The organism is Nonomuraea sp. NPDC049714, from assembly GCF_044465295.1.
In the GTDB taxonomy this organism is placed as follows: Bacteria; Actinomycetota; Actinomycetes; order Streptosporangiales; family Streptosporangiaceae; genus Nonomuraea.
On sequence record NZ_JBITLM010000004.1, the window covers coordinates 240,390 to 258,091 of the forward strand.

Sequence of the window (17,702 nt, forward strand, 5' to 3'; positions counted from 1 at the left end):
CGCTAATTGGCGTTGCCGGACGCACGCCGCTTCCACGACTCGACGACCTTCTCATGGGCGTCCGGAGCCAGATGCGCGTAACGCTGCGTCGTCTCAAACGACTCGTGACCCAGCAGCGCCTGAACGTCGTACAACGGCACCCCGTCCTGCACGAGCCAGCTGGCCGCGGTGTGCCGCATGATCCTCGGCGAGAACCGGCGGATCCGATGCGCCGCACTGTCGCACACCGCGCCGCACTCCCCCTCCACGAACACCTCCCGGTCGCCCGCCTCCCCCGGCGACCGGCCGCCGCACAGCCGGGCCGCCTCCACCGCCGGATACCAGACGCGGTTACGGAAGTCTCCGTCATCGACCGGGCCGCCCTCCGGCGCCGTGAACACCAGACCGGTACGCTGCCGGCCCTGCATCAGCCGGCTCATCCCCTCCAGCGTCCTGGGCGGCACCGGGGCCGTCCGGTTCGACTTCATACTCTTCGGGTACTCGCGCAGGCCCTGCCGGGTGGCCACGTCCACCACGGACAGCAGCCCGCGGATCCAGTCCACCCGATGCCCGTGCAGCCCGTAGATCTCACCCGGCCGCAGTCCGACGTCCATACCGAGCTCAGCCAGGGTCCGCCACTTCGGGCCGTACAGCCGCTCCAGAGCGTCGTAGAGGGCGTCCGCCTCAGCGCGCTCGTAGAACTCCACCTGCGTGGCGCCCCGCTTCGGCAGCTCCAGGTCAACGAACGGGTTGGTCAGCACGATGGGCGGGTCCTGCCTGATGGCCGCCTTGTACATGCCGGTCATCAGGTGGACGACGTCGTGGATGGTGGCCGCGCTGATGAACGGGATCTCGTCAGGGTCGTCGAATGAGGTGGCGGGTTTGCCTTGGTGGCGGGCGCGGCGGGTTTCTTGCAGGTCGCCTACCCACGCTTGGGCGTCGACGCGTTGGATGGCCTGCATGGGCCAGTCGCCCCACCGGTTCTGGCAGTGGGTGCGCCACAGTGAGTCGTTTTTGGTGCGGGTGGGGGCTTCGATGACGCGGGAGGCGGCGTACCGCTGATACCAGTCGGCGACCTTGATTTGGCCGGCCTTCGGGTCGCGGACGTCGCCCTGGTCGAATTTGGCTTCCAGCTGCTTGGCCCACTTTTCGACCACGCTCTTGAGCCGGTTCGACTTGGTGGTGCGTTTGCCGTTGGGCATGCGGACGGTGGCCTGCCACAGGCCGCTGTCGAGGCGGCGGATGTACGCCATGGTGACACCTTCCGAGAACTACAGGCAGACGCGAACGAGTTCGCCGACCTCGACCTCGACCAGCCGGCAGTTCCGCCCGCCGGTTGACAGCTCCAGTCCCGCTGTCGGTTCGAGTTGCGGGACCGGCGCCGGGATGGTCGCCGGCACGTCCACTGTAGGCCGCACGACAACCGTGGGCAGCGGTTCGTTTCCCTCCTCCTCCGCTGCCTTTGCGGCTGTCGGCTGCCGGGCCAGGCTCGCCGACCGGGTGCGGGGCGGGGTTGAAGCGCGGCTGCGGGTGGGGGTGGGCTTGTCGGGGTGGTCCGGCTGCCGGGTCAGTTCTGGTTCTGGCTGCGTTGTCTTTTGGGGCTGTCTGGTGGGCGTGGTGCGGGCGGGTGGCGGTTCCTCACTGCGGGCCTGCCGGGTGGTCGGCTTCGCTCTGGTGGGGGTGGGCTGTGTGGTTGGTCGGGTGGTGGTCGGTGTCGCGGCTGGTGGTGTGGCGAGGGACGTGGTCGCGGTGCTGACCGCCGTCGCCCTGGGCTGGGCGAGCGGTGGAGGGTTCCGCTCGATGACGGCGAGGCTGAGCGCCCCGGCTGCGACGGTGGCTGCGACAGCGGCGGAGGCTACCGCACCCCGCTGGGAGGCGCGTACCGCCTCCCAGGCGCCGACCAGGATGGGGATGGGTAGCAGGGCTTCCCTGTGGCGGCGGTGTTTGGCCGACTTGTGGACGGTGCTGATCGCTTCGGCTCGTGCCCGTCCGCGTAGGGACGCGTCGACTTCGATGATGAGGTGCTCGTCGTTCTTTGGGCGTGCGACGGCGGGCACGAAGAGGGTTTCTAGCAGGTTTTCTACTTCTACGATTTCTACGATTTCCCAGCGGTCGGGGCGCTGCACTTTCTACTGCTCCTGTGTTCCGTACCGTTCGTGGAGGCTGCGCCACATTTGGCGGCGTGTGGCCGGTTCTTGGATGCCTCGTGCTGGGATGGCGAGGATGAGGGGTTGGCCGTCGACGACGACTTGGAGGGGGCGCATGCGTGCGGTTCGGCTGGCCAGGCCGTGTTCGACTTCGGGCGGCATCTGGCCCATTTCGAGGTCGCGTATTTGGCAGGTCAGCCGGAAGTTTTCTCGAAGGGCGGCTTCGAGCAGGCCTTCGGCACGCGCGAGGCGGCGTTGCAGGAAGCCGTCCCCGGTGGTTTCGTTGGTGCTGGTTGCTGCTGTTTCGCCTGTCTGGACCGATCGGTCAACGTCGTTGTTGATCGCCGCCACCTCCTGACGTTTGGGGTCCCGCTTGGGCCCGGGTTTGGGACGCCCCACTCGTCCTGTTTCCTGCCTTCCAGTCACCTAACGCTTACTTCCTGCGGGGGGCAAGGCGCGTTATTGGATCGTGACATTTGCTCGTTTTCCCAGCGAATCCGCAGGTTATACCTGATAGGTAAGAATTGGCTGCCCTAATTCCGCTATTCAGGGCGGGCGTCGTGGGAGCAACCGTTTGTAATTGACCATGACATTTTAGGGCAGACCGGACGGGCTACACGAGATGCGCTTGCAGGAACGCGACGGCGGGCGAGGAGTACCCGCCCGCAGTCCACGATGACGGCAGCCGCCACCGCCTCGCTGCTGCCGCTCACCCCTACACCGGCACCTGCTCGATGCGGTCGAAGATGTCGGCGTCCGTCTCCCTCTGCCACTCCGGCAAGTCGGCCCAGTCGGCCACGTACGACGGCTTCGGATCGTCGAAGTGCCGGAAAATCTGCGCCGTCCAGCAGATCGCGACAAACCGGCCGCGCTGCTCCCGAGTCAACCGCGCCGTCCGGCCGGCTGAAGCATCGACGAACGCACGCACCTGCTCTTCCACCGCCGCAGCGGCCGAGCGTTCCCAATCCGGGGTGTCCTCCCACGGTGTGACGTAGCCGGGCTTCGGCTCGCCCGGGAAGTGCCGGTGCACGCCGGCGATCCACGCCTCACGGAAGGTACGGCCAGGCTCCTGCAAGATGACTCCTTCGGTTCAGCTGGCCGTGGCCAGCTCGTTGATGTCTTACGGTTCGAGAGCTTCTATCGCAGCGATGATGAGCCGCCGAGCCTGATCCCCGGTCGCAGCTTGCTCCCAGAGCCTGGCCATTACACGCTCGTAGGCTTCCGCCTCGTCACCACGGACGAACGTCTCGGTGATGAACGTTTCGACGGCCACTACAGGCCCATCTGCGCCGACATAGATCTGAAAGCTGTTCTGCGGCGTCGTCGTCAGCTCCACGCCCATCGGGACGATGCCGAAGCGGATGCGCGGGAGCCCGATGACGCTCTGGAGCCGGTCGAGCTGCTCGCGCATCACTGCGGGCGGGCATATCAGCCAGCGCAAGACCGGCTCGCAAATCAGGAACTCGAACTGCTTGCTGGGGTCATAGAGCATCTGCTGACGTTGCATGCGCGTGGCCAGGGCTGCGTCAACGTCGTCGATCTGGAGATCGTGCAGGCTGGTCATCTCTGTGAGAACCCGACGCGTATAGTCCGGCACCTGCAGGAACCCGGGAACCCACACAGTCTCGAAGTATCGAATCAGGTGAGATCGGGCTGTGAGGTCGTTGTGGTCAGCCTGCACATGTTCCTGACCACGAGCCATGCGGGATCGGAACGCCTCCCGCATACCCCGGGCAGTGTCGCCAAGGCGGAGTAGTTCGTCCAACTCGGCGCCGCCGACGTTGCACGCGACCGCCCATGCCTGAATGTCGGCAGGGCTTGGCATCTGCGCGCCGCTCTCAATGCGGGACACCTTCGATTGCGCCCAGCTTTGGGAGTCTGCCAGCGCCTTGCCGGACAGACCCGCCTGCGCACGGAGCATGCGCAGGCGGGTGGCGATGCCGTCGGGCTGGGTCAACCAGTCCTGGAGGGATTCCACGGTTCTTTCCTTCTGCTTCAGACGGGCGCGTTCTGGCCTGTCGCCAGGACGCTGTGGTGGACTGCCAGGTCCCGCCACGTGCACGCCTGGGTCACGACCTGCGGGTCGGTGACCAGCTCGTTGTGGATGCGGTGGCCGTGCTCGTCGAAGTGCATGACGATGAGCTTGTTCGAGTCGAGAAGCCACCAGTCGGTGTTGCCTGCCGATGGCAGTAGGCCGATGTCGTGCGCCTGCTGCCGTGTGAGGTAGCGGATGTCTTCGCCGGCCTGGACGTTCCAGTGGTCGAGCCAGCGTTCGAACTGCTGGTAGGGGGTTGGCGGGTCCTGCTGGACACGAACCCGTTGCACGTGTCGGCCTGCTCGGACGTGGTCGGCGATGTGGTCGTACCACGCTCGGTAGATCTTGGTCGGCGGGAAGGGTTCGCTGCGACGCCATGCGGCGAAGAGGCTCGTCTCTTCATCTTCCAGGTACTGGTCTTGGAGTTCGAGTCGAAAGGCGTCGCGGTCGAACTGGTGGATCTCCTCCCCGAACTCCTCTGGAGTGAGCGGTCGACCTGAGGTCATGCCAGGTCCTTGAGGCGGTCGAGGACGTTGTCGGGGACGAACACGCCGTCCTCGTCGTCAAGGAGTTGGCGTAGTTGCGCCCGGGTTTCGGGGTCGAGCTTCTTGCCCTGGACGACGTAGCCGCCGGGGGTGCGGTACAGCGCGGGGCATCCGCCGCCGCCCGAGGCGTCGTCTTTCCACAGGAAATCGATGTGCATGTCTCGTCCTTCCGGTTCGCATTCCCGACATCAATGCTCGCAAGTTGCGCCGGTTATAGCAATCAGCCCCGCCTGAGCTGATGCGTCGGACGGGGCTGATGTGCGGGAACGCGGAACCTGGCTTGATTGAGCCTACGCCATCTCAAGCATTTTTCGCGCAATGCTTGACTTATGCGATTGCCAGAGACAGCATGAGTACGTGTCCGCTCAAGCAGCGCAGACACGACTGAAAGTCCGATTCCCTTGATCACGCCCTGGAGGTAGTTCGCCGTGCCCAGAACTCAGTCGCGGCCATCCTCGGAGCGGCTTCTCACGCGATGGGAGGTTGCGGAGGTGTTCAACGTGGCCCCTCGTACGGTCACCGCGTGGGCGCGATCCGGCCGCTTCCCCTCGACGCGGACTCCAGGCGGTCAGTACCGGTTCCGCGAGTCCGACGTGACCGCGCAGATGTCCGCCTATCAGCCGGACGGAGAGTGAAGGACGATCATGAACCGCTTCAAGAAGGTGGCCCTCTACGTGGTCCTCGCGTTCATCGGGTTCTACCTGTTTACCCGCCCGGCCAACGCCGCCGACGCCGTCAACACCGTCATCCACGGCGTTACCGCCGGGGCCAACCAGCTCTCCGTCTTCCTCACCAACATCTCGCTCTAACAGCGGCGAGGCCGAGGTGATTGCGCCACCCGGCCCCGCCTGATCCCGCCAACCCGTCACCCAGGAGGAGAGATCTATGCCCAAGTCTACGGGCATCCCCGCCACCACCCCCGACACGATCGCCGTCCCCGTCGCCACGCTGCAGCAGCTGGTCGAATGGGCCACCCGACTGTCGATGGTTGCCGCCAGCGAACTCGACCACGCCGGCCACGCCCCCCTGGCGGGCATGCCCGCCCCTCCCCTGCCCGCCAACGTGGTTTCCCTCGCCGACCGGCGCGACCGTAAGGCGGCGACCCGGTGAGCCCGGCCGAGATCAAGGACACGCAGAAGCAGCTCGACCAGATCCTCAAGGCCAACGCCTCCCGCCCGGTCGGCACCCGAACCCTCATGGACCGCGGCGGGTGCACCCACCCCGGCTGCACGAAGTGCAGCAAGCGGTGACGGCCCCCTGCCCGACCTGCGACGGCACGGGCACCGTCAGCCTCGACTGGGTCGAGTTCGACCCCACGCGATGGATTTTGGTCAAGGTCCCCTGTCCCGACAGGGACCACCACGGAGGCCAGCGATGACCCCGCACGAGGAGGCCATGGAGCGCCTCGCCCAGGACCTGACCGGCGACCTGGACCGGCTCAACCGCTGGCAGTCCGCCCGCCCCACCGAAACCACCGACGAGCACGACCCGAAGCCACGGGGCAAGCGATGACCGGCGTCGCCCCCATCTGCCCCAGCTGCGGCAGCGCCAACACCATGCACGGCGGCTACGACCGCGACGACGACGGACGCCTGGCCGACACCTGGCAGTGCCGCGACTGCGACGACTGCTGGAACACCCCGGCCTGACTCACCAGCCCGACCAGCAGACCTCTGGGTGCGAGTCCCAGACGGGCACTCGGAGCACACCACGGGAGCCGCTCCACTCCCACCACGAAGGAGAAGCACATGAACAAGACCGAGCTCGCCGCCGCCGTCGCCACCACCACCGGCAAGACCAAGGCCGACGTGGCCGAGATCGTCAACGCCGTCTTCAACACCATCCAGGACACCGTCGCCACCGGCGAGGACGTCGTCGTCATCGGGTTCGGCAAGTTCGAGCGCGTCCACCGCCCCGCCCGCACCGCGAAGAACCCGTCCACCGGCGAGGACGTCGACGTCGCCGAGAGTCACGCGCCGAAGTTCCGCCCCGGCGCCGGGTTCAAGGACGTCGTGAACAGCGGCGGCCGGACGCTCGTCAACGCCTAACACCCGCCCAGCCCGACCGGAACCAGCCGGCGCCCCGGGAGCAACGCCCGGGGCGGGCACCAACGCCGACCCACCCACAGACACGAAGCAGGAGCCATGACCACCACACCCACCAGCGCCGACCAGGCCCGCGATCTCCTCGACAAGGCGGCCGACGGCAACTGCCGCCGCGCCACGAACGCCTACGACTGGGACAGTGCCGCCGCCGCGCAGCGCGACGCGCAGGCCGGCATCGGCAACGCCCTGCTGGCGATCCACGAGGACCTCACCGGCCTGCGCGGTGACCTCGCTGACATCGCGGCCGCCGTGCGCGAGCTCGCGGCCGTGCAGCGCCGCCCGCGCCGCCGCTGGCCGCTGGCCCGCACCCGCGAGCAGTTCGACGCCGGATACGACCGGGCCTTCCCGAACGGAGACGTGCAGCGATGACCACCACGCACGAGCGCGTCAACGGGACCGCCACCGCGCCGCCTGCACCGCACCGGCCCAGCCGGGCCGAGCGGCTCGCCGCCGACGCCGCGGCCCGCGCTGAGGCCGACCGTATCCGCGACGAGGCCAAGCGCGACAGGGCCCGCCGCGACGAGGAGTGGGCCGCCGAACGCGAGCAGCTCCGCCAGGACCGTAAGCGCACCCGCAAGACCAGCAGTGCCACCGCCCGCAGCGAGCGCGTCACCGCCTGGCAGGCCCGCCTGCAGAAGTGGTGGCACGCCTTCGTCCTCGTCGGCGCGATCGTCGGCGTCAACGTCGTCGCCGTCGTCGGCCAGGTCACCGCCTTTTCGGCCAGCACGGAGGCGAATGGGTTCGGCTGGTCGCCGCTGCAGGCCATCGCTACCGCGGCCGTCATCGAGACGATCGCCATCTACGTGGGCTGGCACGCGCACACGGCGCTGATCGAGGGTGACTCGGTGATGCGGCTGCGCGTCACCTCGTACGCCATCGCGCTCGGTGTGGGCGCGCTGAACTACTACCACTACGCCCCCGACTGGCGGTTCGACGACCAGGCCGTCATGTTCGGCGGCGCGTCCGTCCTCTCGCCGTGGTTGTGGGCGATGCACTCCCGCCACCAGCACCGCCAAGCCCTCCGCGAGCAGGGCCTGATCGACCCGCGCGCCCCCAAGTTCAGTGCGCTGCGGTGGCTGCTGTGGAGGTCGGAGACCTGGACCGCGCTGCGCTGGGCCGTCCGGTATGGCGAGCAGTCGCCCGTCGCGTCGATCCTCGCCGTGCAGGCGGAGGAGACGACGGCGGAGACGAGCGTGCTGCTCGACCGGACCCGCGACGAGGTGACGGCAGCGCAGGCCGCACTCATCCGGGCGCAGTCGGCGGCGCTCGCGGTCCTCGACGAGGTCGCCGACGAAACCCGCACCGAAACCGAGAACGAAACCACGCACGAGGTTGAGATCAAGGTTTCACCCGAGCCCGCAGAGAGCCCTGTTGATCTCCCTGCGGAGGGCGGCGATGAAACTCCGAACGAAACCGAGATCGAAACCCCGGATGAAACCCGCGCGACCGACGCCATGTGGCGTCACTGGAAGACATCCGTCGAGGTCGAGCGCCGCATCCCGACCGGCGCCGAACTCGCCGTCGCGGGCAACTGCTCGCCCCAGTACGGGGCCAAGAAGGCGCGCGAGTGGAAGGCCGAGATGGACGGTCGGATCCGGCGGGCGCTACTTCCTGGAAAGAAGGCGTGACCGTGGACATGTACACGCTGACCAAGCTGGCCGTCTTCGCCGCGGTGTTCTGCGCCCTGTACGCCGCGCACCAGGTGGGTGACCACTGGGTGCAGACGCACCGGCAGGCGTGCGGCAAGGGTGCACCCGGACGTGCGGGCCGTATCTGGTGCGCCCGCCACGTCATCGCGCTGACCATCGTCAAGCTGGCCGCCCTGCTCGCGCTCACCACCGTGACCGGACTCGACGTTCACCCCGCATACCTGGCCGCCGGCCTGACGGTGGACGCGGCGACTCACTTTTGGGCCGACCGGCGCAGCACGCTCGCCCGCCTGGCCGACCGTCTCGGCAAGGCCGACTTCTACCAGCTCGGCACGCCGGAGACGGCCCCGTGCGGCACCGGCGCCTACGCGCTCGACCAGTCCTTCCACGTCCTGTTCCTGTTCGTCGCAGCCCTGACCATCGCCGGAGGTGCCTGATGTCGAACTTCCTGACCGGCGCCATCGTCCTGCTGTTCTTCGTCCTGCTCTCCCTGCGGCCAGTCACCTCCGACGCCCGCACTACCAGCGACTACCGGGAGCGGGCCCGCCGCGCCGGCTGGGCCGGATGCCTGCTCGGCACGCTGCGAATAGCCATCGTGGCCGCCCTGCTCGTCCTCGTCTACGCCTGCCGGATCTGCTGGCATGCCGCCGCAGCCGTCGGCTCCGCACTCACCCTCGCCGCAGTCGTCGTCGAGGCCATGACCAGTCCGTCAGCGATCCACATGGAGGCGTCGTGACCAGGCCATTCCACGTCGTCCCCAACCCGCCCGAAGAGGAGCCCATGGACCAGCCCAGCGGCGAGCAGCGCGGCAACGTCGCCGTCCGCGAGGTCGAGCTCCCGCAGGAGCAGGACGCGGAGGTCGCCGTCGAAGAGACCTTGACTGGCCCGCCCGTCGACCTGCCCGCCGAGCCGGAGCCGCCGCAGGTGTTCGCCACCATCACCGGCCGCGCGGTCGTCGAACGTCAGGCCATCGTGCCCGCGTGGGCGCGCTCCAAGCAGGACATCAAGGCCGCGGCCCGCTACGCCGCAGGCCAGGCCGGATACCGGGTCGCATTCCAGGCCAGCCGCGCTCCGGTGTACGTGGGGCGTGCGCTGCGGTGGGCGCCCGTCGGCGGCGGCCGGCTCATCGCCAAGGGGTGGCGATGGACCTGGGACATGGAGACCACGCCCGCCCGAAAGCTCGTGCTCGCCAGCGGAAACGTCGACGAGTATGAGCGGTTGAAGGCGAAGCGCAAGGACAACGTCAAGTCGCGGCTGCCGCTCGCCAGCGGCGCGATCGTGGCGACGGCCGGTGGCGGCGTAGCGGCGTGGTTGACGCTGCCTTGGTGGGCGCAGGTGCCGCTTTGGGGCAGCGTGCTGTTCGGGCTGGCCCGCGCTGGCAGGCCGGTCGACAAGCCGTTGACCAGCCCTGCCGTCACGGTGACCCGCTACGAGCGGCTGACGGCGGAGAAGGTGCGTGAGGCGCTGTGCGCGCTCAGCATCAGCGGCCTGAAGGACCCGAAGAAGATCACGTTCCCGACGCAGATTCACCGCGACGGGCCTGGTCAGCTGGCCCGCATCAACCTGCCGCTCGGCGTTGAGGCGGTCAAGGTGTGCGAGGCGCGCGAGGGCCTGTCCTCCGCGCTGCGGCTGCCGGTCGACCAGGTGTGGCCGACGGTCGGCCCTGACCACGCCGGGCAGGTGGACTTGTGGGTCGGCTACCAGCCCGCGTCGAAGATGAAGCCGCCGCGCTGGTCGATCGCCGCCGACGGAGCGCGGACGAGCGTGTTCGAGCCCGTCGAGTTCGGCGCTGACCAGCGGCAGCGTGGCGTGGCCGCACCCTTGTTCGCTCGGAACTGGCTGATCGGCGGCATGCCCGGCTCGGGCAAGTCGTACGCCGCGCGGGCGTTGGCGCTGGTCGGCGCGTTGGACCCGTACGTCGAGTTCAAGATTGCTGAGTACAAGGGGACGGGCGACTTCACCGACTTCTACGATGCCGGCCTGTGCTCCACGTACGTGTGCGGTGTCGACGATGAGGCCATCGAGGACGGCGAACGCATCATCGCATGGGCCCTGGCGGAGGCTGAGAAGCGCGGCAAGCTGATCAAGAAGTTCCGGGCGGAAGGCCAGGCGCCGGAGGGCAAGGTGACCCCTGAGCTCGCCGCCGCCGGTGTCGGCCTACACCCCGTCATCGTCGTCCTGGACGAGGTGCACGAGCTGTTCGGCGCATCGAAGGAGGCCGCGGCGAACGCGGAACGGGCCATCAAGCGCGGCCGTGCGCTCAACATCATCTTCATCCTGGCGACGCAGATCCCGGACAAGGACAGCTTGCCGCCCGGCATCACCCGCTGCGTCAACATGCGCTGGTGTCTCGCGGTGCAGGACCACATCGCGAACGACATGATCCTCGGTACAGGCTCGTACAAGCGGGGTGTCACCGGCACGAGCTTCCGGCCGGAGATCGACGCCGGGTGGGGGATGGTGACCGGCCTCGCCTCGCCGACCGCTGTGCGCTCGCAGTTCCCGGACGAGAAGACAGCGAAGAAGATCCTGGCTCGTGCGATGCAGCTCCGCGGCGGTGTTGCTCCGTGGGCTGGCCGGGAGGAGACGCCGCGGGTGGATGTGCTGGTGGACGTTCAGCGGGTGTGGCCGGCGGGTCGTTCGGCGCTGCCGTGGCAGTGGCTGGCGGAGTTGCTGGCGGAGCACCGGCCGGAGGCGTATGGCGACGTGACGGCGGAGTCGTTGTCGGCGCTGCTGCGTGGTCTGGATGTCCCGTCGGAGAACGTGAAGGCGTCTGGTCAGGTGTTGAAGGGATGCAAGCGGACGGCTGTGGATGCCGCTGTGGAGCGGCGGGAGATCGGCCGTGGGTAGCGGCGGCCGGACCCCTCTGAACCCCTCTGAGGGGCATCTGGAGGCGTCAGTGAGGGGCTCCCGCTACCCGCTACCTTGGCGTGTTTTCCCTGATGGAGGCGGTAGCGGCCTGCGGTAGCGGTGCCGCTACCTCTCTCGGGGCCGCTACCCCTTAAAGATCGCTTCGCAGCGGTGGTTGCGGGTGCTCTCCCACCCCCTTCGGGAGGGCCGCCCGGAGCATCCGCTCCCCCATTCCCCACACACCCGACCAGCTAAGAGGAGTACACATGTTCGACCGGATGAGCCCCGAGAAGCTGGCCCGCGCCAAGGGGCAGGCGCGCAACACCAACCACCTCAACCAGCTCGCCCACACGGCGAACGGGTTCGGTGTCAGCCGCGACGAGCAGCGCAAGGCCCAGGCCGAACTTGTCAGGCAGCGCGGCGAGCGTGACGCCAAGCGGCGGATCAAGGACGCCGCCCGCAAGGCTCGGGGGTCGTTCTGATGGCCGTCTTCCTGAAGCTCGCCGCCCTCGCCACCGCCATCTGCGGCGGGACGCTGCTCACGATGTGGCTGCTGCTCGCCGACCAGCGCGCCCTGGCCGGGCTGGCGCTGCTCGGCGAGGCGGTGCTGGCCATCGGCTCGATCTGGCTGCTCGCCCGTGACCGCCGCCGCGACCCGCTCGGGGGCGTGGGGTCCGATCGGGGTTCGGCGTGACGGGGTCAGTGCGGCCGGCCGCGTGGCGGAACAGCAACCTCGGCCCGTCCGAGGCCCGCGCCCAGGGCTTGTGCGGGGACTGCGGTGGGACCGGCCGGTTCCAGCAGCCCATCCGTGGCCGTCTCGTCGCCGTCATCTGCACCGACTGCGAAGGGTCCGGCCGACACCGGCGCTGAGGTTGCGGATCCCCGCCCGCCTGAACGGGCGGGGTGTCCGGAGCAGAGCGCTCCACGCGAAAGGAGCACGACATGGCATCGAACAAGCAGCAGCAGGAGTACCTCGACAGCCTGTCCGAAGTCGCGAACAACGCCCACCGGCCGGAATGGTCGCCGGTTCGCGTGGCCGCGCAGAAGAGAGCGGGAACCGCGCTACTCGCCATGCTCGGCGAGCCCCTTCCCGGTCGTAAGGGCGAGGGCAGGGAGCGCTGACGTTGCGGTTGTCCGCCCGGCATGAGGGGCGTCGGGCGGACGGCCGGAGCAGCCAGCTCCACCAAACGACGAGAAGGAGAACGGCATGCGCAAGCTGCTCGGCGACAAGGCCGACCGCGACGAGCTCACCGCCGCGCTGCGGGACGCGCCACACGTGGAGAGCGAGGACGACCCGCGCAACCAGGCGAGCCAGAAGCGGATCCGGGACGCGGAAGCGAAGCTGCCCCGCGTCGGCCGCGCGGTCGCCCGGGAGCGGTCCCGGTGAACCGCCGCTGCCCGCGCTGCACGACCGCGCTCGACGAGGGCCCGATCATCTTCCGGTGCTCGACCTGCCGCCGGGCCGTACCCGCCGCAGACCTCGACCTCGAATACCACGCACGCCGGCCTGTCGCGCCCCGCTGACCCGGCCGTCCGGGGCGCTCCATCCGGCCCACGTCGGGTGGGGTGCCCGGGGCGACCGGCCCCCGACGAGAGGAGCGACATGGACGCACTGCCGATCGATGACAGGACCGACGAGGAGCGGGACGCCGACCGCGAGCGGGACCAGGAGGCCAACCGCGACCACGTGGACGAGGTGGCCTGGCGGGAGCGGCTCGGCCGCGTCTCCAGAAGCCGCTGACGTTGCGCCCGCCCGGCAGCCGTCGGGCGGGACTCCGGGGGCGGCAAGGCCCCGGCACCGACGAAGGGATACAGCGTGAAGGACACGACGAAGACGGACAGCAAGGCCCTGCTGCTCGGAGAGCTGCTCCGCCGTGGCGTCAAGCCGCAGATGGAGGCCGAAGCCGAGCGGAGGAAGAACCCCCGCACGCTCGGCCTGGAGCCCGACGACGAGTGACGGCCGCCACCGTGACCATCCCGGCCGGGATGGTGGTGTGGGGGCACGGCATCGACGTGTGGGCCAACCCGCACCGCTACGACCGCGCCTGGCGGTGCGGCGGCTGCAGGTGGACCGCCAGCCACTACCGCAGCGACCAGGCCGCCCGCGCATCCGCCGAGCAACACAACGCCGAGGACCACGGCGGCCGGCTGACGGTCGTCTCCTACCTGGACGAGACGTACTGGCAGGCCGACGAGGCGCCGGCCAGTTAGCAGGAGAGAGCCCCGGCCACGCTTCCCCACGGGCCGGGGCTCCCACACATCAGGATAGGCGCGCACAACAAAACGGCCCGTCCTCCCACCAGGGAGGACGGGCTTTCACGCGCCGGGACTCAGCAGACGGTTTGTCGGGGCGGCCGGAAGTCCCGAGCAACCAGCCGCCCCGCGCCCGCCCACGACAGAGCCGCAGACGGGACGACCTTAAGCGTGCGTGCCAGGCGGATACTCCGACGTCGCCGGCGAAGGCGACACGTTCGCCCGCAACACCAGGCCGAGCACCGCCGACACGACCATCACAAACGCGCCCGTCTGCTGCTCCGTGAACGGCAGCCCGAACGCCGCCAGCCCGGTCAACACCGTCGAGATGGCGCCGGTCAGGGCGGACACGACGAACGGACGGGTCAGCATGGCGACCAGCAGGGCGACGACGCCGTTGGCGATGGTCATCACCCAGCCGGACGATTCCGCGGTGAGGCCGACCGCCGGAACGGTGGCCAGAAACGCCACGACGGCGTTGATGACGTACAGGATGACCGCGGGCTCGCGGCCGAACAGTTTGACCTGCATGCGCCCCTCCTCAGGGACTCGCCGCCCCTCGGGTGGGGGCGGAAAACAGGGGGGCTATCGGGCGACGTAGCCGAACGAGAAGTTGTAGCCCTTGAACTCGACGTCGCTGCCGAGGGTGACCCAGACGCGGTCCCACTCGGCGAACCGGTTGTTCTTGGGCCCGCTGTTGTTGAAGACGTTGCTGTTGTAGCCGCAGACGGCAGGCATGGCCCGGTAGACGTGCCGGATGCCCCACCGGTCGATGGCCGGCGTGCCCGCACCCATGTGGAGTCGCAGCACGGCGCCCGCGGGAAGCTCGTCGGCGTTCCCGCCAGCAGCCACAGGCAGGACTCCGGCGGCGAGGCGGAAGGTGTTGCAGCCGGTGGTCTTGTCGCGGCCTCGCGCCCACGCGTCCTGGACGAGCAGGTCCTTGACGTTGACCGCGTCGGTGGCGTGGACGTTCTTGACCTCGACGTACTCGGTGTTGTTCGTCACGGTGTCCGCGCCGTAAGAGTTGTAGTTGATCGCGGTGATACTCAGATTCGCGATCTCTGCGGAGGCCGACGTCGGGGTGCCGCTTGTCAGGACGGCGGCCGTCAGGACCGCGGCGGCCAGGGTCGCGGACTTGTTGATGCGCATTGAGGATGCTCCTCAGGATGGGGGACATGAGAAAGGGCAAGCCGTAGCCCGCCCAAGACCAGGGATCGCGCTCAGGAAGAGCGGCCCCAGGCCGGTCAGTTGGATTCGTCGATGAGGCCCGGGATACGCCCGTCTTCGGGCAGCTCCTCGGCAGGCTCGGGATGCTGCGGCAGCCACGTCTGATACGGCCAGTACTGCAGCCAGAAACGCGTCACTTACGGAGCTCGGCGAGAACCTCGTCCAGCTTCCCGCCCAGCTCGTCGAGGCGGGACTTGATGCGGTCCTGCTCCGTCTCCAGCTCCTGCAGGACGGAGGCCGGCGAACGCTCCGACTCGGTCTTCTCGCCCTTGTTCATCTTGATCCGGGCGTCATGCCAGACAGCGTTAACGTCCACGTCGTCCTCCTCGATGATGTTGGAGCCGCTCGGGCTCTTGGTGAAGGTGCCGTCCTTGACGAGCCGGTACAGGCTGTCCCCGGGGCAGGAGGTGCTGTAAAAGTCGCGGTGGCCTTTCACCGCGGCGCCGAGTCCGCGGCCCATCAGATACGCCCGCAGCTCGCGCACCGCCTCAATCTGCGGCGGCGTCGGCTTCTCGCCCGGACCCGACATGAGCGTCACGCTGTACCAGGTGGTGTTCCCGCCCGGCTGGGCGGCCTGGGCGTGATTCTCGCCGCGGCCCTCGAACACGAACCCGTGCGGGCACGCCCCGAAGCTGTATCCGATGTCGACCCACTGCCGGTTCGACCCGGTGTGGAATTTGCGGGTCCGCTGCCAGTAGTCCACACACGAGGCGTGCGGCTTCCCGGCCAGGTTCTGGTCGGACCCGTCGTAGTGGATGACCAGCCCTTGCCGGGGTTTCGCGTAGGCGGCCCCTGTCGTGCCCCAGCCGAACGCGGCACGCTTCACAAGCTGCATTTGTCAGCCTCCCGGCTCACAGGTGTAGATGGTGGATTCTGGCTCTGTTGGCGCGCACCGGTAGGTGATGCCGAGGTGGGTGAACGTCCAGGAGGCGGGTGGCGGGCCGGGTTCGCCGCGCGGCCCCGGGTCGCCCTGTTCACCCTTCAGCCCGGCGGCCCCGTCTTTACCGTCGCCACCGTCTGCGCCCTTGTCGCCCTTCGGGCCGGGCGGACCAGTGACCGTCTCTCCCGGCTCGCCCCTGGGGCCTGGGCTTCCCTGCGCCCCGGGCGGCCCCGTGGGGCCCGGCGCGCCATCCCTACCCGGCTCGCCGGTTGGGCCTGGAGCACCGTCCCTCCCGGCAGGACCTGCCGGGCCGGGCTCACCCTGCGGTCCAGGTAAACCGCCAGGTCCACGCGCCCCAGTCGGGCCAGGCGCGGGCGACACCAGCGGCGTCCCGCCCAGCCGCTCCACCTGATCGGCCAGGACGTGACTGTCCTCCTCGGCTTTGCGCAGCTGCTCCCCGAGGGCGTGAATCTGGATCGAGATGAACACGACCAGAACGCCGATCACGCCAGCCGCGGCCACGAGCACCCAGTTGCGGCGAATCCGCCGCACATGCTCGCCCATCACGACCCCTGCCTGGCGAGCCAGATCTGCACCACGATGCCGAGCAGGACCAAGACGGCGGGCAGGATGCCTGTGTAGATGGCCTGCCGCATGTTGGTGCCGCGCTTCTCTGTCGCGTTTTCGATGCTGGCCCGCAGCGCCTTGATTTCGTCGGCCAGGCTGCGGCGCACTTCGGCCACGTCCGCCTCGACTTCGCTGATCCGCCGGTCGTCGTAGCGCCGGTCTGCCGTGTATTCGGTCCTTTGGACGAGTTGTGTCAGTGACATGGTCACCTGGTCGATCCGGCGGGAGAGCTCGCCCGGGGATGGGGCATCGGTCACGTCACTCCTCGCCGTGGAAGGGTGTGCCGCCCGCCGGCACCCTCAAGCGGCGGGCGGCACGATCAAGGGGTGTCCGGATGTGGACATGCGGGGGCTGTCATCCGGGGGGATGCTTGGGGCGTCTCACACGGTCACCGACGTCAGGAGTTGCAATGGGTTACCCGCCGCCGGATCCCCGCCAGCCGCAGATGCCGCGCAAGGTGAAGGCGGTGCACAAGCAGCGGGGCCTGTCCGGGATGTCGCATGCGACGCATCTGCTGTTGACGGTGTGCACGTGCGGGGTGTGGGGGATCTTCGTCTGGCTGCCGTGGTGGCTGTTCCGGATGGTGTTCCGGAAGAAGCGGAAGACCACCTACTACTACCGGTAGATCTAGCTGGCGTCGGCGCGGAGCTTCTCCAGGTCGGCGAGCGCCTGGTCGCGTTCGGCCATGAGCTGGTCGACCAGCACCGCCAGCGTGGCGTTCTCGGTGAGCAGACTGTTGCGCTGCTCCTCCACCTTCGCCAGCACCGCATCCGTCGGCACCGACCATCGCTGACCGTCCATCATCGCCTCCCCGTGAGGGCCGCCCGCTTGCTGCGGTGGAACTCGCGGCCTTTTTCGATGTTGCCGGGCAGTAGCCGCGACATCATGTCCTGCATCACCAGGTATTTCGGGTTCTCCGACGTGTCCGCCATGGCGACGAACCGGCCAGCCTCGTGCAGCTCCACCTTCTCTGCAGGCTGGAGCCGGGCCAGCCCCGCCTTCATTTCGCCGATGCCCGCCATGATGCTCTCCCGCAGCTCGGCGGGATCGCGCGCGTACAGGTTCGTTCCATCCACCGCAGCCTTCGCGCCGGCCAACGGCCTGGCGGTCGCAGAGCCGGAGCGCATCAGCGCGCCGAACCCGCCCGCATCAGGCTCGCCGATCACCGGCGCGGTCAGCATCGGGTACGTCATCAGATGATCGAACATGGCGTCCGCCTGGTCGTGGTCTTCGATGTCGTACTCGAACGCGGCCGCCACGCTGTTCAGGGAGTTCTTCGGGATCGAGAACGAGAACACCCCATCGGGCGCGTATTCGACCGGCACCGAGTAGACGATCGTCCAGCGTTCGCTCCCTTTCGCGGCGGCGTCGTCCTTGATGCGGATGATGCTCCAGTCGGACATGG

At 68.7% G+C, this 17,702-nt stretch carries 33 protein-coding genes; 20 read left to right on the forward strand and 13 right to left on the reverse strand.

Annotated elements, in window-relative coordinates:
* Positions 1-2: 2 nt before the first annotated feature.
* The 7 genes from ACIBQX_RS18540 to ACIBQX_RS18570 all read right to left on the reverse strand — a co-directional run bounded on the left by ACIBQX_RS18540 (position 3) and on the right by ACIBQX_RS18570 (position 4,864).
* Positions 3-1,232 (reverse strand): tyrosine-type recombinase/integrase, encoded by a 1,230-nt coding sequence (locus ACIBQX_RS18540; protein WP_397005925.1) that lies wholly within the window; start codon positions 1,230-1,232, stop codon positions 3-5.
* Positions 1,233-1,250: 18 nt separating this feature from the next.
* Positions 1,251-2,036 carry a hypothetical protein gene (locus ACIBQX_RS18545; RefSeq protein WP_397005927.1) on the reverse strand — a complete coding sequence of 262 codons (786 nt, stop codon included), beginning with the start codon at positions 2,034-2,036 and terminating at the stop codon, positions 1,251-1,253.
* Positions 2,037-2,108: 72 nt separating this feature from the next.
* The gene (locus ACIBQX_RS18550; protein ID WP_397005928.1) at positions 2,109-2,477 is read right to left on the reverse strand and encodes a hypothetical protein; all 369 of its coding nucleotides are present in this window, start codon (positions 2,475-2,477) and stop codon (positions 2,109-2,111) included.
* Positions 2,478-2,841: 364 nt separating this feature from the next.
* On the reverse strand, positions 2,842-3,201 hold the full coding sequence (locus ACIBQX_RS18555) for a hypothetical protein (protein ID WP_397005930.1): 360 nt from the start codon (positions 3,199-3,201) through the stop codon (positions 2,842-2,844).
* Positions 3,202-3,246: 45 nt separating this feature from the next.
* Positions 3,247-4,104, reverse strand: coding sequence for a helix-turn-helix domain-containing protein (locus ACIBQX_RS18560; RefSeq protein WP_397005932.1), 858 nt, complete (start codon positions 4,102-4,104; stop codon positions 3,247-3,249).
* A gap of 17 nt (positions 4,105-4,121) precedes the next feature.
* Positions 4,122-4,667, reverse strand: a complete 546-nt coding sequence (locus ACIBQX_RS18565; protein WP_397005934.1) for a DUF6879 family protein — start codon at positions 4,665-4,667, stop codon at positions 4,122-4,124.
* The gene (locus ACIBQX_RS18570) at positions 4,664-4,864 is read right to left on the reverse strand and encodes a hypothetical protein (RefSeq protein ID WP_397005936.1); all 201 of its coding nucleotides are present in this window, start codon (positions 4,862-4,864) and stop codon (positions 4,664-4,666) included. The genes ACIBQX_RS18565 and ACIBQX_RS18570 overlap by 4 nt, the downstream gene beginning before the upstream one ends.
* Before the next feature lie 270 nt (positions 4,865-5,134).
* On the opposite strand from ACIBQX_RS18570, the gene ACIBQX_RS18575 reads away from it, so the two are divergent.
* From ACIBQX_RS18575 to ACIBQX_RS18665, 19 genes are all read left to right on the forward strand, one after another.
* Positions 5,135-5,341 (forward strand): helix-turn-helix domain-containing protein, encoded by a 207-nt coding sequence (locus ACIBQX_RS18575; RefSeq protein ID WP_397005938.1) that lies wholly within the window; start codon positions 5,135-5,137, stop codon positions 5,339-5,341.
* A 9-nt stretch (positions 5,342-5,350) separates the two neighbouring features.
* On the forward strand, positions 5,351-5,515 hold the full coding sequence (locus ACIBQX_RS18580; RefSeq protein WP_397005940.1) for a hypothetical protein: 165 nt from the start codon (positions 5,351-5,353) through the stop codon (positions 5,513-5,515).
* A gap of 76 nt (positions 5,516-5,591) precedes the next feature.
* On the forward strand, positions 5,592-5,816 hold the full coding sequence (locus tag ACIBQX_RS18585; RefSeq protein ID WP_397005942.1) for a hypothetical protein: 225 nt from the start codon (positions 5,592-5,594) through the stop codon (positions 5,814-5,816).
* Positions 5,813-5,956, forward strand: coding sequence for a hypothetical protein (locus tag ACIBQX_RS18590; protein WP_397005944.1), 144 nt, complete (start codon positions 5,813-5,815; stop codon positions 5,954-5,956). Before ACIBQX_RS18585 ends, ACIBQX_RS18590 begins: the two co-directional genes overlap by 4 nt.
* A 124-nt stretch (positions 5,957-6,080) precedes the next feature.
* Entirely contained in the window at positions 6,081-6,218 is a 138-nt protein-coding gene (locus ACIBQX_RS18595) for a hypothetical protein (RefSeq protein WP_397005946.1), read from the forward strand.
* Positions 6,215-6,355 carry a hypothetical protein gene (locus ACIBQX_RS18600; RefSeq protein WP_397005948.1) on the forward strand — a complete coding sequence of 47 codons (141 nt, stop codon included), beginning with the start codon at positions 6,215-6,217 and terminating at the stop codon, positions 6,353-6,355. Before ACIBQX_RS18595 ends, ACIBQX_RS18600 begins: the two co-directional genes overlap by 4 nt.
* A gap of 99 nt (positions 6,356-6,454) precedes the next feature.
* Complete coding sequence (locus ACIBQX_RS18605; RefSeq protein ID WP_397005950.1) at positions 6,455-6,754, forward strand: HU family DNA-binding protein; 300 nt, start codon at positions 6,455-6,457, stop codon at positions 6,752-6,754.
* Between the two features lie 96 nt (positions 6,755-6,850).
* A complete protein-coding gene (locus tag ACIBQX_RS18610; RefSeq protein WP_397005952.1) occupies positions 6,851-7,180 on the forward strand; it encodes a hypothetical protein in 330 nt (109 codons plus the stop codon).
* On the forward strand, positions 7,177-8,439 hold the full coding sequence (locus ACIBQX_RS18615) for a hypothetical protein (RefSeq protein WP_397005954.1): 1,263 nt from the start codon (positions 7,177-7,179) through the stop codon (positions 8,437-8,439). The genes ACIBQX_RS18610 and ACIBQX_RS18615 overlap by 4 nt, the downstream gene beginning before the upstream one ends.
* Positions 8,436-8,897, forward strand: coding sequence for a DUF3307 domain-containing protein (locus ACIBQX_RS18620; protein ID WP_397005956.1), 462 nt, complete (start codon positions 8,436-8,438; stop codon positions 8,895-8,897). Before ACIBQX_RS18615 ends, ACIBQX_RS18620 begins: the two co-directional genes overlap by 4 nt.
* Entirely contained in the window at positions 8,897-9,196 is a 300-nt protein-coding gene (locus ACIBQX_RS18625) for a hypothetical protein (RefSeq protein WP_397005958.1), read from the forward strand. Before ACIBQX_RS18620 ends, ACIBQX_RS18625 begins: the two co-directional genes overlap by 1 nt.
* Positions 9,193-11,310: a hypothetical protein gene (locus ACIBQX_RS18630; protein WP_397005960.1), complete on the forward strand. Its 2,118-nt coding sequence runs from the start codon at positions 9,193-9,195 to the stop codon at positions 11,308-11,310. Before ACIBQX_RS18625 ends, ACIBQX_RS18630 begins: the two co-directional genes overlap by 4 nt.
* Before the next feature lie 266 nt (positions 11,311-11,576).
* Positions 11,577-11,792: a hypothetical protein gene (locus ACIBQX_RS18635; RefSeq protein ID WP_397005962.1), complete on the forward strand. Its 216-nt coding sequence runs from the start codon at positions 11,577-11,579 to the stop codon at positions 11,790-11,792.
* Positions 11,792-12,004: a hypothetical protein gene (locus ACIBQX_RS18640; RefSeq protein ID WP_397005964.1), complete on the forward strand. Its 213-nt coding sequence runs from the start codon at positions 11,792-11,794 to the stop codon at positions 12,002-12,004. Before ACIBQX_RS18635 ends, ACIBQX_RS18640 begins: the two co-directional genes overlap by 1 nt.
* Before the next feature lie 248 nt (positions 12,005-12,252).
* Positions 12,253-12,432: a hypothetical protein gene (locus ACIBQX_RS18645; protein WP_397005966.1), complete on the forward strand. Its 180-nt coding sequence runs from the start codon at positions 12,253-12,255 to the stop codon at positions 12,430-12,432.
* Positions 12,433-12,517: 85 nt separating this feature from the next.
* The gene (locus tag ACIBQX_RS18650) at positions 12,518-12,697 is read left to right on the forward strand and encodes a hypothetical protein (protein WP_397005968.1); all 180 of its coding nucleotides are present in this window, start codon (positions 12,518-12,520) and stop codon (positions 12,695-12,697) included.
* Between the two features lie 216 nt (positions 12,698-12,913).
* Complete coding sequence (locus ACIBQX_RS18655) at positions 12,914-13,051, forward strand: hypothetical protein (protein WP_397005970.1); 138 nt, start codon at positions 12,914-12,916, stop codon at positions 13,049-13,051.
* Between the two features lie 75 nt (positions 13,052-13,126).
* A complete protein-coding gene (locus ACIBQX_RS18660; protein WP_397005972.1) occupies positions 13,127-13,267 on the forward strand; it encodes a hypothetical protein in 141 nt (46 codons plus the stop codon).
* Positions 13,264-13,521, forward strand: a complete 258-nt coding sequence (locus ACIBQX_RS18665) for a hypothetical protein (protein WP_397005974.1) — start codon at positions 13,264-13,266, stop codon at positions 13,519-13,521. The genes ACIBQX_RS18660 and ACIBQX_RS18665 overlap by 4 nt, the downstream gene beginning before the upstream one ends.
* A 207-nt stretch (positions 13,522-13,728) precedes the next feature.
* Here ACIBQX_RS18665 and ACIBQX_RS18670 read toward each other — a convergent pair whose 3' ends face one another.
* The 4 genes from ACIBQX_RS18670 to ACIBQX_RS18685 form a co-directional block, all read right to left on the reverse strand.
* A complete protein-coding gene (locus tag ACIBQX_RS18670; protein ID WP_397005976.1) occupies positions 13,729-14,094 on the reverse strand; it encodes a hypothetical protein in 366 nt (121 codons plus the stop codon).
* Between the two features lie 54 nt (positions 14,095-14,148).
* Positions 14,149-14,712, reverse strand: coding sequence for a hypothetical protein (locus tag ACIBQX_RS18675; protein WP_397005978.1), 564 nt, complete (start codon positions 14,710-14,712; stop codon positions 14,149-14,151).
* A gap of 211 nt (positions 14,713-14,923) precedes the next feature.
* Positions 14,924-15,625, reverse strand: a complete 702-nt coding sequence (locus ACIBQX_RS18680) for a peptidoglycan recognition family protein (RefSeq protein ID WP_397005980.1) — start codon at positions 15,623-15,625, stop codon at positions 14,924-14,926.
* A gap of 608 nt (positions 15,626-16,233) precedes the next feature.
* Positions 16,234-16,554 (reverse strand): hypothetical protein, encoded by a 321-nt coding sequence (locus ACIBQX_RS18685; protein WP_397005982.1) that lies wholly within the window; start codon positions 16,552-16,554, stop codon positions 16,234-16,236.
* A gap of 152 nt (positions 16,555-16,706) precedes the next feature.
* Here ACIBQX_RS18685 and ACIBQX_RS18690 point away from each other — a divergent pair, with 152 nt between their 5' ends.
* Entirely contained in the window at positions 16,707-16,922 is a 216-nt protein-coding gene (locus tag ACIBQX_RS18690; RefSeq protein WP_397005984.1) for a hypothetical protein, read from the forward strand.
* 2 nt (positions 16,923-16,924) lie between these two features.
* Here the strand turns inward: ACIBQX_RS18690 and ACIBQX_RS18695 are convergent, their stop codons facing one another.
* Complete coding sequence (locus tag ACIBQX_RS18695) at positions 16,925-17,098, reverse strand: hypothetical protein (RefSeq protein ID WP_397005986.1); 174 nt, start codon at positions 17,096-17,098, stop codon at positions 16,925-16,927.
* Positions 17,098-17,700 (reverse strand): hypothetical protein, encoded by a 603-nt coding sequence (locus tag ACIBQX_RS18700; protein WP_397005988.1) that lies wholly within the window; start codon positions 17,698-17,700, stop codon positions 17,098-17,100. Before ACIBQX_RS18700 ends, ACIBQX_RS18695 begins: the two co-directional genes overlap by 1 nt.
* Positions 17,701-17,702: the final 2 nt, after the last annotated feature.

What these genes read in the sequence shown, in the direction of transcription:
- ACIBQX_RS18670 (WP_397005976.1), bottom strand. Translation starts at nt 14,094, where the DNA reads ATGCAGGTCAAACTGTTCGGCCGCGAGCCCGCGGTCATCCTGTACGTC.
- ACIBQX_RS18700 (WP_397005988.1), bottom strand. Translation starts at nt 17,700, where the DNA reads ATGTCCGACTGGAGCATCATCCGCATCAAGGACGACGCCGCCGCGAAA.
- ACIBQX_RS18605 (WP_397005950.1), top strand. Translation starts at nt 6,455, where the DNA reads ATGAACAAGACCGAGCTCGCCGCCGCCGTCGCCACCACCACCGGCAAG.
- ACIBQX_RS18540 (WP_397005925.1), bottom strand. Translation starts at nt 1,232, where the DNA reads ATGGCGTACATCCGCCGCCTCGACAGCGGCCTGTGGCAGGCCACCGTC.
- ACIBQX_RS18580 (WP_397005940.1), top strand. Translation starts at nt 5,351, where the DNA reads ATGAACCGCTTCAAGAAGGTGGCCCTCTACGTGGTCCTCGCGTTCATC.
- ACIBQX_RS18600 (WP_397005948.1), top strand. Translation starts at nt 6,215, where the DNA reads ATGACCGGCGTCGCCCCCATCTGCCCCAGCTGCGGCAGCGCCAACACC.
- ACIBQX_RS18585 (WP_397005942.1), top strand. Translation starts at nt 5,592, where the DNA reads ATGCCCAAGTCTACGGGCATCCCCGCCACCACCCCCGACACGATCGCC.
- ACIBQX_RS18625 (WP_397005958.1), top strand. Translation starts at nt 8,897, where the DNA reads ATGTCGAACTTCCTGACCGGCGCCATCGTCCTGCTGTTCTTCGTCCTG.
- ACIBQX_RS18695 (WP_397005986.1), bottom strand. Translation starts at nt 17,098, where the DNA reads ATGGACGGTCAGCGATGGTCGGTGCCGACGGATGCGGTGCTGGCGAAG.
- ACIBQX_RS18635 (WP_397005962.1), top strand. Translation starts at nt 11,577, where the DNA reads ATGTTCGACCGGATGAGCCCCGAGAAGCTGGCCCGCGCCAAGGGGCAG.
- ACIBQX_RS18565 (WP_397005934.1), bottom strand. Translation starts at nt 4,667, where the DNA reads ATGACCTCAGGTCGACCGCTCACTCCAGAGGAGTTCGGGGAGGAGATC.
- ACIBQX_RS18675 (WP_397005978.1), bottom strand. Translation starts at nt 14,712, where the DNA reads ATGCGCATCAACAAGTCCGCGACCCTGGCCGCCGCGGTCCTGACGGCC.
- ACIBQX_RS18615 (WP_397005954.1), top strand. Translation starts at nt 7,177, where the DNA reads ATGACCACCACGCACGAGCGCGTCAACGGGACCGCCACCGCGCCGCCT.
- ACIBQX_RS18640 (WP_397005964.1), top strand. Translation starts at nt 11,792, where the DNA reads ATGGCCGTCTTCCTGAAGCTCGCCGCCCTCGCCACCGCCATCTGCGGC.
- ACIBQX_RS18655 (WP_397005970.1), top strand. Translation starts at nt 12,914, where the DNA reads ATGGACGCACTGCCGATCGATGACAGGACCGACGAGGAGCGGGACGCC.
- ACIBQX_RS18680 (WP_397005980.1), bottom strand. Translation starts at nt 15,625, where the DNA reads ATGCAGCTTGTGAAGCGTGCCGCGTTCGGCTGGGGCACGACAGGGGCC.
- ACIBQX_RS18645 (WP_397005966.1), top strand. Translation starts at nt 12,253, where the DNA reads ATGGCATCGAACAAGCAGCAGCAGGAGTACCTCGACAGCCTGTCCGAA.
- ACIBQX_RS18570 (WP_397005936.1), bottom strand. Translation starts at nt 4,864, where the DNA reads ATGCACATCGATTTCCTGTGGAAAGACGACGCCTCGGGCGGCGGCGGA.
- ACIBQX_RS18650 (WP_397005968.1), top strand. Translation starts at nt 12,518, where the DNA reads ATGCGCAAGCTGCTCGGCGACAAGGCCGACCGCGACGAGCTCACCGCC.
- ACIBQX_RS18595 (WP_397005946.1), top strand. Translation starts at nt 6,081, where the DNA reads ATGACCCCGCACGAGGAGGCCATGGAGCGCCTCGCCCAGGACCTGACC.
- ACIBQX_RS18690 (WP_397005984.1), top strand. Translation starts at nt 16,707, where the DNA reads ATGGGTTACCCGCCGCCGGATCCCCGCCAGCCGCAGATGCCGCGCAAG.
- ACIBQX_RS18610 (WP_397005952.1), top strand. Translation starts at nt 6,851, where the DNA reads ATGACCACCACACCCACCAGCGCCGACCAGGCCCGCGATCTCCTCGAC.